The 14917-nt window shown below is 38.6% G+C and carries 15 protein-coding genes and 1 riboswitch; of the genes, 3 read left to right on the top strand and 12 right to left on the bottom strand.

The features are described 5' to 3' along the window. Nucleotides 1-57 precede the first annotated feature (57 nt). Entirely contained in the window at nt 58-360 is a 303-nt protein-coding gene (locus F606_RS0104685) for a hypothetical protein (protein WP_019552719.1), read from the bottom strand. Nucleotides 361-389: 29 nt separating this feature from the next. On the opposite strand from F606_RS0104685, the gene F606_RS20595 reads away from it, so the two are divergent. Next, nucleotides 390-905, top strand: coding sequence for a hypothetical protein (locus F606_RS20595; protein WP_154651099.1), 516 nt, complete (start codon nt 390-392; stop codon nt 903-905). Nucleotides 906-1250: 345 nt separating this feature from the next. On the opposite strand, the gene F606_RS0104675 is transcribed toward F606_RS20595, so the two are convergent. From F606_RS0104675 to F606_RS0104660, 3 genes are all read right to left on the bottom strand, one after another. Next, nucleotides 1251-2372 carry a YkvI family membrane protein gene (locus tag F606_RS0104675; RefSeq protein ID WP_019552717.1) on the bottom strand — a complete coding sequence of 374 codons (1122 nt, stop codon included), beginning with the start codon at nt 2370-2372 and terminating at the stop codon, nt 1251-1253. 211 nt (nt 2373-2583) lie between these two features. Next, complete coding sequence (locus F606_RS0104665) at nt 2584-3849, bottom strand: L-cysteine desulfidase family protein (RefSeq protein WP_019552715.1); 1266 nt, start codon at nt 3847-3849, stop codon at nt 2584-2586. A gap of 28 nt (nt 3850-3877) precedes the next feature. Then, entirely contained in the window at nt 3878-4384 is a 507-nt protein-coding gene (locus F606_RS0104660; protein WP_019552714.1) for an L-2-amino-thiazoline-4-carboxylic acid hydrolase, read from the bottom strand. 362 nt (nt 4385-4746) lie between these two features. On the opposite strand from F606_RS0104660, the gene F606_RS0104655 reads away from it, so the two are divergent. Continuing rightward, the gene (locus F606_RS0104655; protein WP_019552713.1) at nt 4747-5391 is read left to right on the top strand and encodes a GntR family transcriptional regulator; all 645 of its coding nucleotides are present in this window, start codon (nt 4747-4749) and stop codon (nt 5389-5391) included. Between the two features lie 63 nt (nt 5392-5454). Here F606_RS0104655 and F606_RS0104650 read toward each other — a convergent pair whose 3' ends face one another. The 4 genes from F606_RS0104650 to F606_RS22190 all read right to left on the bottom strand — a co-directional run bounded on the left by F606_RS0104650 (nt 5455) and on the right by F606_RS22190 (nt 10115). Then, nucleotides 5455-6675 (bottom strand): L-lactate MFS transporter, encoded by a 1221-nt coding sequence (locus F606_RS0104650; protein WP_019552712.1) that lies wholly within the window; start codon nt 6673-6675, stop codon nt 5455-5457. Between the two features lie 103 nt (nt 6676-6778). Beyond that, nucleotides 6779-6861: riboswitch (ZMP/ZTP riboswitch) on the bottom strand. A 114-nt stretch (nt 6862-6975) separates the two neighbouring features. Then, entirely contained in the window at nt 6976-7143 is a 168-nt protein-coding gene (locus tag F606_RS23115) for a hypothetical protein (protein ID WP_019552711.1), read from the bottom strand. Between the two features lie 302 nt (nt 7144-7445). Beyond that, nucleotides 7446-9167: a methyl-accepting chemotaxis protein gene (locus tag F606_RS0104640; RefSeq protein ID WP_019552710.1), complete on the bottom strand. Its 1722-nt coding sequence runs from the start codon at nt 9165-9167 to the stop codon at nt 7446-7448. A 138-nt stretch (nt 9168-9305) separates the two neighbouring features. Continuing rightward, nucleotides 9306-10115: a helix-turn-helix transcriptional regulator gene (locus F606_RS22190; RefSeq protein WP_019552709.1), complete on the bottom strand. Its 810-nt coding sequence runs from the start codon at nt 10113-10115 to the stop codon at nt 9306-9308. Between the two features lie 342 nt (nt 10116-10457). On the opposite strand from F606_RS22190, the gene F606_RS0104630 reads away from it, so the two are divergent. Then, nucleotides 10458-10856 carry a (deoxy)nucleoside triphosphate pyrophosphohydrolase gene (locus F606_RS0104630; RefSeq protein ID WP_019552708.1) on the top strand — a complete coding sequence of 133 codons (399 nt, stop codon included), beginning with the start codon at nt 10458-10460 and terminating at the stop codon, nt 10854-10856. Nucleotides 10857-10948: 92 nt separating this feature from the next. Here the strand turns inward: F606_RS0104630 and F606_RS23110 are convergent, their stop codons facing one another. The 4 genes from F606_RS23110 to F606_RS20585 all read right to left on the bottom strand — a co-directional run bounded on the left by F606_RS23110 (nt 10949) and on the right by F606_RS20585 (nt 14725). Next, nucleotides 10949-11089: a hypothetical protein gene (locus tag F606_RS23110; protein WP_019552707.1), complete on the bottom strand. Its 141-nt coding sequence runs from the start codon at nt 11087-11089 to the stop codon at nt 10949-10951. Between the two features lie 2 nt (nt 11090-11091). Continuing rightward, nucleotides 11092-13320: an SF1B family DNA helicase RecD2 gene (gene recD2 / locus F606_RS0104620; RefSeq protein ID WP_019552706.1), complete on the bottom strand. Its 2229-nt coding sequence runs from the start codon at nt 13318-13320 to the stop codon at nt 11092-11094. A 171-nt stretch (nt 13321-13491) separates the two neighbouring features. Beyond that, nucleotides 13492-14307, bottom strand: coding sequence for a MetQ/NlpA family ABC transporter substrate-binding protein (locus F606_RS0104615; protein ID WP_019552705.1), 816 nt, complete (start codon nt 14305-14307; stop codon nt 13492-13494). Nucleotides 14308-14347: 40 nt separating this feature from the next. After that, nucleotides 14348-14725, bottom strand: coding sequence for a cupin domain-containing protein (locus F606_RS20585; RefSeq protein ID WP_019552704.1), 378 nt, complete (start codon nt 14723-14725; stop codon nt 14348-14350). Nucleotides 14726-14917: the final 192 nt, after the last annotated feature.

Raw genomic sequence — 14917 nt, 5'->3', positions numbered from 1 at the left:
CGAATATACAAAAACAAGCATGCTATTATGCATATATATTGATAGCCTTTATGAAGATTAAAGCTTTAGCAACAGGCTGATCGTTCTCAATAGCAAAGAGTCATTACGTTGATATACTTCTTGGTCATCCCTGATGAACACAAACTCATTATTAAACATAAAACCTGTGCCAACCAATTCATCCGAATCATCATAGAATAAAACAGCATCGCGTACACGTACCCCACGATACCAAAAATCGCCTTGGTTATAACGATCACTATCATGCCAGCGATAAGAATGCAATCCCGGGAAACGATTATTCCAAGCATCATCATCAATCCGGTCCATACGATAATCTGATGAGAAACGATCATTCATGGAAGAACGCGATTCATGCCATTTAAAAGGTGACGATTCATTATATTGCCGTGATGTTCCGTGCCAATTATCGTTGCGATAAGCATCCTGTGACCAATCATGTCTTCGCTGATCCCGCTGTTGCTGGCGTTGTTGATCTCGGTGCTGTTGTTGCTGCTGGAATTGTTGATCCTGGCGCTGCTGATCTTGCTGTTGCTGCTGATGTTGTCGATCTTGCTGTTGCTGATCTCGGCGCTGCTGATCTTGACGCTGCTGGTCTTGGCGCTGCTGGTCTTGGCGTTGCTGATCAGGTCGTTGTCGATCTTGACGTTGCTGATCCTGACGTTGCTGATCCTGATGCTGTTGATCATTTCGTTGTCGATCTTGACGTTGCTGGTCTTGGTGCTGTTGATCAGGTCGTTGTTGATCCTGACGTTGCTGATCAGGTCGTTGCTGCCCTTGATGTTGTGGATTTTTTCGATCCTGCTCTTCGCGACGTTTTTTGTCCTGTTGCTGCTGATCCTGCTGATTTTGCAATTGCTGATCATCATGTGATGCAGCCTTGACCAAAGACGTACCCAATCCATATTGTAAAAAACCTGCTACCAATGAGCATACTATGGCTTTTTTTATTAACTCTTTCATATAAACTGCCTCCTCTATATACCTAATAATAATATAGCAAAAACATCTTTGAAACGTCTTTGATTCATAAAGTATCAAATAGCAAAGACAAAAAAACCGCCTAAAATTTTTAAGCGGTTTTTTGCACCTATATATATGGTATTAAACATTTTATATGGCAATCGTCAAGACTGGGGTAGGACATCGTTTATGTAGGAAGTAAACGATGCCCTCTCCCCCTGATAGGCCGATGTAATTTTTTTAATGCGTTCTTTCATAGAAATGAATTATTTACTCGTTTCAACGGTAGCTTTTTCTTTTTCCACGACAGTTTTTTCTGTCAATTCTTTATAAAGCATGAAACAAGCAAACACAATGGCGGAATATCCGGCTATTGGATACAAAATATTAACTAATTTATCAAATGGAATGATACCGCCAAAGAACATACCGATCGCTGTAAGAACGATTGCAATAATCTTAAATTTCTTCGTTTTATCAGCCGCAAATTTCCGAACCGTCATTAAAAGGAAGGAAGCTACCGCTGAATAGATTGATAAAACAATCAGCACTGAAAAGATCAATCCCAGCATTGGTGAGATATGATTTGCAATGGCTAACGTAGGAACCTGCTGCCCAACAATCAATTCATAATAAACAAGTTCACCAATAACCAAAGAGATAATGGCAATTGTAAAAGCAAAAGTTCCAACCAGTCCGGCCGTTCTTGCTTCTTTTAAATTTGCTGCCGATGCGCCACAGTCAACTTGAAATGGTATACTGACCATCAAAGCAAGAAATGCATAAAGCGCACCGGACCAGGCCCAATTCGATGAAGCGGCTTTAAAGCCCAGTGTTGGCATAAGCGTGTTTGCTTCTGTCAATAAAGTTGGTTGACCAAAAAGAGTAACAATTCCGGCGATCCCAACAATCGCCACAAAAACAATTTTGATCGGCCCAATAACACCGATAATATCTATTAATTTTTCCACACCTAAAAGCGTTGTTCCCAGTGCCAAAATAGCAATAGCGCCAGTCCCGATATACGTTGGTACTCCATAATATTGTTCAATTGTGGCACCGCCACCCGCAAGCATAACAACAAAAATTGCATAAACGAGTATGACACTATACCATACATAAATCGAGCCTAAAAACTTCCCACAATAATACTCAAAAACATCATATGGATTTTCAAATTTCTTTTTTTGACCGATTCCATACAAACCATAGGATAAGAAACTCATTAACACAAGGAAAATCAAAGCTGCTATAATTCCATTTGTCCCGCTTGTCGTAAAAAATTGCAAAACTTCTTGTCCTGTTGCAAATCCAGACCCAATCCAATAGGCGGACAACGCGCCTGCCAACAACACTACTTTTTTTATACGAATTGATTCTTTTTCCATTATTATCACTCCTTATATTTTTAAACAATCGAATGTAAGGGGTTTTACTCTTCTTTAATTTAACTAAAAATTCAGACTTTATCTAATTATATAGATCCGCTAGGCTGCAATTCGTTGTAAAACAAATTTTATCCTAGCGGCTTCTCCTTTGAAGACAACTATTTCATCGACAGCTTTATTCTTTTTTATACCCATATTCATAACCAAGCGCTTATTTGCCGATCATGATATTAAGAACTTCCACATCCGTGGATTTCATACCCAAACGACCAACGCGCCCGATATTTTGAATTGTTGTTTCATAGTCTTTTTCAACAAGGCCCTCACCAAAAGGAAAAAACAAATCGCGCCTTGCCATCTCATAGCCCATAATTCCGGCATCAACAGCACTAGAAATTTTTGCGGCACAAGAAGCCTTTGCTCCATCACACACAATACCGCCAACATTCCCTAACGTATTAATCAGCGTTTTGCCGATAACATCATAATCTGCACCATCGAGGTAAGCAATGCCACAGGCCGCAGCGGCCCCTGCAGATACCGCACCACAATAAGCAGATAAGTTGCCAATATAACGCTTCTGATGCAAAGATAATAAATTGGTAAGAACAAGTGCCCGATACAATGTATCGTCATCGCAGCCCCGCTCTTTTGCATAAACAACAACTGGCATGGTGCAGGTAATCCCTTGATTGCCGCTCCCTGAATTGATAACAACTGGAAGCGCGCAGCCATTCATCCGTGCATCTGACCCGGCAGCAGCAGCAGCTCTAGCTCTTGTCCGCACATCATTGCCACCCGATTGGATAAGCATTTGACCTACTTGTGAGCTCCATTTATGAGCCAAACCTTCTGCGGATATAGCAGAATTATACGTAATCTGCCTGCCAATGATTTCTCTTATATCATCCAAATTAACGATCTTAGCGAAATCCAGGATATCTTGTATATTGAGCTTAGATTTATCACCAGCACCTTTTAGGACAACATCCGGCTGTTCAAATAAAATCTGACCATTTCTCTCAATTCTGGCAATATGATTATGTTTCGTCCTAATTTCTACAGCAGCTGTTTCTTTACCTGCACTAAGTTCGACGCGAATAAAAAGATTTTCAGTGCCTTCTTCCAATTCACATTGACACAAACCCTGACTATATAAAACACGCGTCTGTTCAATTTCAGTTGGACTCACTTGGCTGATAACCTGAAGTTCAAGTTCCGCATTCCCGGCAACAGCACCTAAAATCGCCGCTGCTTCAACACCTTTTTGCCCGCCAGAATTTGGCACTATGACACCCTTGACATTTTTAATAATATTGCCACTGCAGCGAACAAGCATTTTCTCCGGCATCTGACCCAAAACCGCCCGGGCCTTCGCTGCGGCAAAAGCAATCGCAATCGGCTCCGTACAGCCCATAGCCGTAATCAGTTCTTCTTTTAATATTTTAATATAATTATCATATTGAATTGTATCCATTAAATTTCCTCCTTTTAAAACGCCTTACTCATTTACCAGTTTTATAGAAAGAAATCTTACAAGTTTTATCCCCATTGGCAATGGTATCACCTAAATGAAATTCAAACCCCATAGCCTTGGCAATATTTCGATCGCCATCCATCGCCATATCACATAATTTCTCGCAAGTTTTGTCATCAAGCCCAGCGTCTTGCCATCCTTTTAAAAGTGGACAATGATGAAATTCCATATCCATGCGATCTTCATTTTTCATTTTAAATTCAACTTCAAAAGTTTTTACTACATTTGGTGTTAAGAACGTATCTGCAAAAGAACGCACACTATTTGGATCTTTACATTGTTCTTTGATTTCGGCTCCCTGCAGCTGACCTGTTTCAGCAATCGCTGCGCGAATAAAAGCCTCCGCGGGATCTGCCATACCGGCATCTCTTGCCTTGGTATAAGTTAGCCCAGTCCAGATTGCCCGATGTCCAATTGCTCCTCGCTGCACATTTACGAGTTCGTCATCTTTGATCGTAATTTTGTTATCAATCATAATCATCTCTCCCCGCTTTTTAATATGACCACAGAATCATCATTTTTTTCTAGCTTGTACCTATAAAATCAATCTTAAAAAGTTTTTATTTCCTTGATTAATTTCTACCTAATCATATCACGATATTAAAATAAAGACAATATATTCTAACAATTGTATACAATATTATTATTTATCGACATAAATCCAAAAAAAACATTAAATTTATGCCATATTTCATAAATCAAGTACAATTGTAATATGATTACAAATTTTATTAAAATCGTCTAATCACCATAAGCTCTGCGGCGCAAGACATTGACTATCCTTGATTTTTACTATATCATAATAGCTTAAGCAACTATATCTAAGGAGACATTTTTATGACGAAACACTCTGCTTCTTTAAAAAATAAAGTATATGATGCTTTGTTCTCTGATATCATCAACGGCATATATCCCGCCGATACAATTTTAACAGAAAAAGGCCTGATGGAAAAATACAACATCAGTCGTGCCCCCATAAGAGAAGCACTTACCCAGCTGACAGGAACTTCGCTTCTCTCCAGTATTCCTCGTCAAGGCTATAAAATATTGCAGCCCAGCCGACAGCAGCTATTAGAAATTATAAAATTCCGATCCGCTCTCGAATCTTCTTTTCTACAAAGTTATTGTATTTATATTGACCAAGCTTGGATCAAAGAACTACGATCCACCTGCGTAGACTATATGAATTGTCCCGATAACGACTTCATGGCACACTGGCAATACAACTGCCAGTTTCATCTAAAATTATTTTCTATCTACGGCAATCATTATGCCTATAAACTTTTAGAAGACGCATTAAATATTCAAACGATATTTTTCGTGCAAAAAAAGAATTCTATAACGATGGATTTACATTTAGCATTGGTTGACTATTTGGAAAAAGGCGAAATCGCAACAGCTGTCACACTTTTAAAAGCTGACATCGAAAATTTACTGATGCCTGACACAGCGCCCACCCCAGTTGAGCAATCTGAAAAATAAGCTGCTCATCTATACAAAAAGGCCATCATCTCAATTAAGAGTTGATGGCCTTTTTTGTATCTTCTATTGTGGACGAACAAGCACTCCACGCTTTGTCTTAACTTTCAAAATAATAGCAACGAGTAAGGATAAAACGAAACAAGCCGAAAAAAAGTATAACGTAGCAGCATAACTATTTGTCGTTTCACGAATCCATGTAAGAAGCACTGGACCTGCAACACCAGCTGCCCCCCACGCCGTGAGTATCCTGCCATGAATCGCACTCAATTGTTTTGTGCCAAACAAATCGCTCAAATAGGCCGGCATACACGAAAACCCACCACCATAACAGGTAATGATAAGAAATACGAGAATCTGAAAACGAAAAGCATCCGCCGTATCCGCCAGTTGAAAAAACGCTGCAACTTCAAGAATGAAGAATAGAATGTAGGTAAAAGCGCGCCCCCAATAATCCGAAAGTGATGCCCAGACAATACGACCCAAACCATTCAAGAGTCCAATAACCCCCACCATGGAAGCTGCTGCTGCCGGCGACATTTTTACGATTTCTTGTGCCATCGGCGATGCTACACTAAGCAAACCAATGCCACAGGTAATATTCGTAAAAAACACCCACCACAATGCATAAAACTGCCAGGTATGCATCGCTTCATTCGCCGTAAATTGACGATACAAATTTGCCTTGATCGTTTTGCTTTTCACCGCTGTTTCAGTTCCAGTTTTAGGCGGTGGTGCCAAATAAAATGCGGCTGATGCCATAACCAGCATATAGACGAATCCCAAAATAAGAAAATTGGTTACAAGACCAAATTCACGAACCAAAAGCTGCATAACCGGACCAGCAATGAGACTAGCAAACCCAAATCCCATAATAGCGAGCCCCGTAGCTAAACCACGTTTATCCGGAAACCATTTCACAAGCGTCGAAACGGGTGTGATATAACCAACACCAAGACCAATACCGCCAACAACGCCATAAAAGATATACAAAAGTATCAAACTATGCATGTGCAAAGCAAAAGCTGTGCCAAACATGCCTAAAACAAAAAACACCATAGAAACAAGACCCGCTTTACGAGGACCATATTTTTCTACAAAGCTCCCCAAAAAACCCGCTGAAAGACCTAAAAACAAAATTGCAATCGAAAATGTCCACGTCGTTTCTTTCAAGGTAAATCCCATTTCCTGCATAATAGGTTTCGTTAAAACACTCCATGCATAAACACTGCCAATGCAGATATGAATTCCAATTGCCGCCAATACAATAAGCCACCGATTTTTCATTTTCCCAGCACTCCTTCTCTTGTCATAAAAACCAAAAAGCAGTTCGGTCCGTTATCTTTATCAAAAAAAGCAATAAAAATAGACCATCCGAACAAAGTAGATTGATCTTTGCCCAGACGGTCGGCTTTTTAACAATATGGTCCACGTGGTTAACTCCACATTTTTCCGTCAGTCCCATATCGCATTATTAAATTATTCTTCTAATTTATCAGGAAACAGACATATTGTCAAGTACAAACGCATTCTTATTTCAAAAAAATAACAGCTGACAAAGTGTAATCAGCTGTTGTCTAGAAAAGTCTAGACTAATTCCCCTGTATCGCGGAGTGCGTTTGAATTATAAAATTCATCGCCACTTTTATTGTTTAACCCCAGAGGTGCATCAAATCCCACAGCCCCTACCAAGGCTGTTCCAATAACGGCTTGGATCTGTGTTGCACTATTTATACCAAAACCGGCACAGTTCAAAAGCGATAAGACCTTCCGCGGCTAAATTAGCAGCAGCAAAAACAGCTCCGTCATAATTTCTGACGTCAATCTCATGCAACTCAATTATCAGACTTTGAACAAAAACCATATGTAAGCATAATCTGTCTCTGGAACAATAAAAATGAATGTACCCATAAAAAGGCACAAGCCTCCTTATATATTGAACTTATATCTCCTACTACATTATTATTATAAATCAAATAGGGAACTTTTTATTGTAAAAATTCGACATGAATTTTTTTGCCAGCAAAAAAGCTTAGATATTTAAGTTATGGCCTAGATTATACCTTGAATTTCTGTATAGCAGCTTGCAAATCTTCAGCCATATTCGATAAATGAGTACTTGCGCTTGCAATTTCTTCCATTGATGCGGATTGTTCTTGTGTAGCCGCTGAAATTGTTTGTGTTTCATCGGCTGCTTTACGTGATTCTTTATCGATATTTTCTGCTGATGTAACAACACGTTTAGCACCCGTATCCAATTTCTGTGTTGATGTTGAAATTTCATTGATTCTGTTATGTATTTCCGTAATCATCGCAAAAATCTGATCAAATTTCTGACCAGCTATATCCACAATATCCTTACCAGCTTTAACTTCTTTCTTATTTTCGTTCATCGTCGAAACTGCCATCGTTGTTTTCTCTTGAATATTTTTAATAAGTTCTGTAATTTCACCCGTAGCTTTGGAAGATCCTTCCGCCAGCTTACGAACCTCTTCTGCAACAACGGCAAAACCTCGTCCAGCTTCACCGGCACGGGCCGCTTCAATTGCCGCATTCAACGCTAAAAGGTTGGTCTGTGCTGCAATACCCGAAATTATTTCGACAATTTTCCCAATTTCTTGTGAATAATTATCCAACGTGTTAATAACGCCTGCCACATCTTCGGTCCGCTTACCAATACGTTCCATTTGATCAACCGTCGTTTTAATGGCTTTCGTACCGTCAGCTGTAGTGGCCGAAGTTTTTTGACTGGATTCATTTAGTGCTTTTGTATGTTGATTGACTTCATCAAGTCCCTTTCCCATTTCTTCAATAACTTGCATTGTATAGCCAACAAGTTTAAGTTGTTCTTTACCACTATCGGCTACATGCATCGTTGACTCAGCAACTTGTGTAGCAGCTTGTGCTGACTGTTCAGCACTTGCGGTAAGCTCTTGTGACGATGAAGCCATCTGTTGTGAGGCTCCCTGTATTTGTTGAATGAGCTCACGTACACTACGATTCATTTTATCCACAGAACGTGACAATATACCAAATTCACTTCTATCTTGCAGGCTTTCTTCTGGAACATTATGGGCAAAGTCCCCTTCCGCTATACGGATCAGGAAATCCACCGTCATACGCAACCGCCTACCAATCTGCCTGATAGTTAAAACACCAATCCCCATACCTAGCAGGATCGCTATTACAGCAATAATAATATAATCCCTTATCGATGAATGCATTTCACCTTTTGCAAACTCATTCATCTCCTGACCGCCCTGATCTGAGCTATCAGCAATTTTATCTAACGTAGCTAATGTTTTTTGAACGAGTGGTACGGCTTCTTTTTGATATAAAGCATATGCTTCTTGATTTTTATTCTGCATTGCCAAAGCAACTACAGCATCATCTGCCTTGCGAAGGTCCTTCAGACCAGCCTTCAAAACATTCATTTCTTCTATCTGTTCTTTATTTAATGACAAGGTTTCATAAAGTGAAAAATTGTCATCCATCTCTTTTCTTTTTGCGATAATATCCTTACTGAGTCTCTGATTGTCGCTTGCATCCGTAGCAGCCATCAGTGCATAAACATCGGATTCCAATTGATTTATAATTACTTTATTCTTATAAGCTAAGCGAATTTGCTGCACATTACTTGTGTAAAGTTGATCCATTCGATTATTACTCTGCTGTAAATCAAAACTACCCACGAAAGACACACCTATAATGGCAAAAACAAAAACCAAAATCAAAACCCATAACTTTTGCTTCACTTGCAAACGGTCAAACCATTTCATCTACATATCCCCTTATTAACAATGCACTTATATAGTACGAATTTTTATAACTATACTACTTTCTATAACTATACTATAATTTTGTGAATTTCATCTGAATTGAGATCTCGTGATATCAATTCAAATGAAAATTATACATCATATATGGAGTTTTTTATTGTAAAAATTCGACATGAAATTTTTTTCCTGCAAAAAAGCACTTGGATATTCACCTACATATTTTTTAAATTCCTTAAGAAAATGTGACTGGTCATAATAGCCATAGTCCATAGCGATCTCTAAATATTTTTGTTGATGATTCAAAAGAAGTTCCTTTATGAGCGCTTCAAAACGCGAAATTCGTTGAAAGGTTTTTGGGCTGACTCCTACCGCTTCCTTCAGCTTACGTTCAATTTGCCGTTGACTCAAGCAAGAGTCCTTGCACAGCATACTGACATTGATTTTATTGTAATCATATAATAATAAACGCGTCATTAAATCCAGTTCAGCATCCATTTTTCGATTTTTTTCCAAAAAATAAAATAAATAATGCTCAATAATTTGAATCTTCGCAGCAATCGTTTTCGCTGAAACAACCCGTTCCCGAAACTCTGCTCCTATATAACCCCATAAATCTTCAATATCGACAAAAGAATCAATAAAATCCACACTCGAATTTTTACAAAAATGGCGAAAGGCCCCCGCCCGAAAACGAATCGAAATAAATCCGTAAGGCTCTTGCTGTTGCAATTTATAAGAACCAAAACGAGGCATCATCAAATAACTCTCTGGTAATTTTATTTGTGAACCGTCGGCACGAATGACAATCAGTGGATTTCCATAGGTAAACATCAATTCTGCACCCGTACCCGCAAAAACTTTTGGCAAACAGCCTTCATTTTCCCAAATCCAATATCGGCTGATATAAGGATATAAATACGTATTTGGTACAAAGTCACATAACTTCATCACACAATACCCGCAGCTGCAAAAACAGCTTCCTTGTTTTTATTTACCAAAACTATATATTTTTACCTTTATTGTAAATAACATAAATATAAAAGTCAAATAGGAAAAAATCTTTTTAATTAAAATACAATTAAACAATTAACCTTAAATTATTCTAAAATATAATTTATTTAAATATTCCGTCTATTATTTAATATTACCTGACTATCAACAAAGAAATACTAAGAAACATATCCCAAAAATACACCAAACCAATTGACTCACTCTGAAACTTTCTATAATGATTACATTAATTTGAATTATACGTGACAATATGTTACGCTACCTCTAGAGGTGATTTATTTGAAGAAATTTATTAAAGTTGTTGGAGCTATTATTGAAAATGACAAGAATGAAATTCTTTGCGCGCTCCGCTCTCCCCATATGAGTTTACCAAACTATTGGGAATTTCCCGGTGGGAAAGTAGAAAAAGGTGAAGATCTCCCCACAGCTATCATACGAGAAATTCAAGAGGAATTACATTGCACGATTGAATGCAAGGAATTATTTCATGATATTACATATGAATATGATACATTTACGATAAATCTGATCACACTAAAATGCCATATTTTAGTCGGTACGCCAATATCCATAGAGCACTCGAAACTTATTTGGCTCAAAAGAGAAAATCTACTCTCTTTAAACTGGGCACCTGCCGATATCACAACCGTAGAAAAATTAAGCAGTGAAGAAGTATAGTTTAGCAAACCTATACTTCTTTTTTTTATTTTAAAGAACAAATTAGAAGCAAACTCTACTTAACCTCGGTTAGATATTTATAAAGCGAAGTTTCAGCCAAATACTTCATTAGCCTTCCATATATAAACCTTTTCCTCATCAATTTTGTTTATATTTTCCATTTCTCGCTTGTCGGTTGATTCTCCTGCTCTTTTACAATATATTACTAAATCTTGCGATGATTTATTTTCCATATTTATACACTCAATAAAGAAGATTCTGCCTCTTTCGCTTGATTGTTTACGAGCCATTCTTTCAGTTTAGAATAACGCGCTTGATTTTGTCTTTTTCCTTTCAGCGCAATACTCAAAGCTTTTCTTTGCCCAACGAGGATAACCAGTTTTTTGCCCCTGGTTACACCCGTATAAATAAGATTACGCTGTAACATCATAAAATGCTGTACCATGACAGGAATAACAACTGCCGTATATTCTGAACCTTGACTCTTATGAATGCTGCATGCATAAGCGAGCGCCACTTCATCCAGTTCATCAAAATCATACACAACATCCCGATCATCAAAAGAAATAACAAGTTCTTTATCCTCTGACTGAATGTCTTTTATAAAACCAATATCACCATTAAAAACTTCTTTATCATAATTATTTTGCACCTGCATCACTTTGTCCCCAGTTGCAAAGGTTATACCAAAACGCTCTACTTTTTCCAGTGCCGATGGATTCAGTGCTTTTTGTAGTTCAATATTTAAAGATTTAGCACCAATTCCCCCAACATTGGCTGGACAGAGAACTTGAACATCGGTAATTGGCTGATACTTCCATCGCTTAGGAATTCTATATTTAACGATTTCTATGATTTTCTGACGGGCATCTTCTGGCGTTTCTGCATTCACAAAAAAGAAATCACCCGCTAAATCATTTGAAAGATCTGGCATACTGCCATTGTTAATGGCATGTGCATTTGTAATAATCTTACTCGTTTTTGCTTGACGAAAAATTTCATTCAAGATAACAACAGGAATCGTTTGTGAATCAATAATATCTGATAAAACCTGCCCGGCCCCCACGGAAGGCAGCTGATTTACATCACCAACTAAAATAACAGAAGCTGCCAAAGGGACAGCTTTTAACAAAGAATACATTAATTGTGCATCCACCATAGAACTTTCATCGATCACGAGCAAATCACACTCAAGTGGATTCGTCTGATCCCGTTTAAAGCCCCGTTCCATTGGATCAAATTCCAAAAGACGATGCAGTGTTTTGGCTTCCAAGCCAGTCGATTCAAGTAACCGTTTAGCGGCCCGGCCCGTCGGCGCCGCAAGTAAAATCCGTAAGTTTTTGGCTTCCAATATCTTCAGGATGGAATTGACAATCGTAGTTTTGCCTACACCCGGTCCACCTGTAATCACCATGAATTTAGACTGAAGTGCCATCATCACTGCTTTTTTTTGACTTTCAGCCAATGTAATTTTCAATTTTTCTTCCACCCAGGAAACGGCCGCTTTATAATCAATTGCACTCCAAACCGCCTTACCAGCCGAAAGTTCCCGAAGTCTTTGGGCAATTATTTTTTCATAATAATAAAGACTAGGAATAAACAAACATTCTTCTGCCGCTATAAAGTCTTTTCTTAGATTTTCCTGTTGAAGCTCTTCGTTAAGGGCAGTTTCAAGAATTTCTTCCGATATATTTAATAATTCGATTACCTTTGGCAGCAATAGATCTTTGGGATACCCGCAATGTCCATTGCCAACCTCCTCAAACAAAGCATGGCTAAGTCCAGCCTTAGCCCGAATCAAGGAATTTTTATCAATCCCCATTTTTTGTGCAATGATATCAGCCGTAAGAAAGCCGATTCCATAAATATCTTTGGCAAGTCGATAAGGATTCTCCTGGATGATCTCAATGGCCCGATCACCATATGTTTTATAGATTCGAACGGCCTTCGATGTACCGACACCATTATCATATAAAAACAGCATAATTTCTTTGACCTTTTTCTGCGTTTCCCAGCCTTTCGTAATTTTGCTGCTGCGCACTTTGCCAATGCCCTCCACATCCTGTAAACGCTGTGGCTCTGTTTCAATGATTTTAAAGACATCCATTCCAAAAGCAGCTACCAGCCGTTCTCCGTAAACAGCTCCAATCCCTTTGATTAGTCCCGATGATAAATATTTCTGCACCCCCGCAAGCGTTGTTGGCGGCGTAATTTTGAGCGAAGTGGCCGCCAATTGCAAGCCGTATTGCACATCATTTTTCCAGACACCAATTGCTTCAACAAATTCGCCACTGGCAATTAGCGAAGCAAAGCCAACTACCGTTACCAGTTCACGAAAGCCTTTGGTCTTAATGCGAAGCACACAAAAACCATTTTCCTCGTTATGATAGGTAATACGTTCAACCGTACCATGAATAATAATTTTCTCTTCCGACGAAGGCGGCGCATTTGTTGCTTTTTCCATATTGTACTGCTCCCGTTCTTCTATACGTTACCGTTTTTCATTCTCTAAAAAGTGTACCATTATTTAAAAGAACTTGGCAAGTCCATGCGAAAATCAGCTTAAAACTACAAAACCCTTGAAGACTTGCTCCAAGGGTTTTGTTCTGTTTTATATACTTTTAAATCAAATATTTTAAAATCCAGGTACAACATTCCCACCGTATTTATTCGTTACAAACTGACGAACTGCATCTGATTGATAAATCTGCACAATCTTCTTATATACAGCATTGTCTTTGTCTTCACTGCGAACGACGGCTACAATCGTAAATGGTGATTTATTATCCTCTACTAAAAGTGCATCTTTCAAATTCAAACCGGCACTTAAAACATAATTTCCTGGTATCGCAACTAGATCCAAATCATTTAATGCACGTGGCAGTTGAGCCGCTTCCAGTTCAATGATTTGCAAATTATGCTTGTTTTCAATAACATCGTTAATACCAGCAGCTGCGCCAACACCAGGTTTCAAACGAATGAGCCCTGCTTTTTCTAGTAGAGCCAAACCACGTCCACCATTGGTTGGATCATTCGGAATAGCCACTTTAGAACCGTCTGGTACTTCCGTAAAAGACTTGTAACGATTCGAAAACAATCCATACGGCAGCAGATAAGTAGCACCAATCGATGTAAACTCATAATTGTTGTTTTTAATGGAATTCTTTAGAAATTGTTCGTGCTGGTACACATTCATAGCCAAATCTTTATTTGCCAAGGCAACATTGGGTTGAATATATTCATTAAATTCTACAATTTCAATATTGATGCCTTCCTTCTTCGCCTCTTTCTGAACCTCTTCCAATATTTCTGCATTTGGTCCAGCTGTTGCACCAATTTTTATAGGCTTGGCAGCTTGTGTGTCCGCAGGTGAGGAACCACAACCGGCAAAAACAGCAGCTGCCGTCAAAATGCTAAAAAGAAATGTGAGTAATACTTTGCTTCGCTTCATGATTGATTCTCCTTAAATTTTATTTTCTTTTCATATCAGATCAGCCGCATTGACAAGAAAAGGTCCGTGTTCCTTTTGGAACGACACAAATAATATCAAATGTTTCATCTGTTGAAGTATTGATGAGTTGATGACCTTCATTCGGTAAGAGCAAAACAGCATCATTAGCTGTGACGGCTTGTTCTCCCGCTTCCGTTTTAATCTTCCCCGAGCCTTTCACAACAAAAACTTCATGTTCCCAGGCATGTTCATGATAGACGGTAGCTGCACCTACGGGAAAAGTGATATAACGCAGTTCAAAATTCGGTGCGCCTTCCGGTTCACCCAAAAGCCACTGTACCGATACAGGAATTTGGTCGGTCGTCAAACTGTCTGGTGTAGCAGCTGGTTTTGTTTTTTGTAAATTCTTAATATACATGGTCTTCCATCTCCTATAGTTTATATCATATAATTCATATATTGTTTATATGATATACGATTAGGCAAGAATATGTCAAGAATATTTTAGAATTTACGAGCAAAAACAGCTGCGTCATAGCGCAAAAAAAAATCGTCTAAACATAAGTCCAGACGATGCTATTAGAACGCATTAAACATTTTATATGGCGTA

Source organism: Propionispira raffinosivorans DSM 20765 (assembly GCF_000381065.1).
In the GTDB taxonomy this organism is placed as follows: domain Bacteria; phylum Bacillota; class Negativicutes; order Selenomonadales; family Selenomonadaceae; genus Propionispira; species Propionispira raffinosivorans.
Note: the sequence above shows the minus strand (reverse complement) of the source record. Positions and strands in the feature narration are given on the sequence as shown.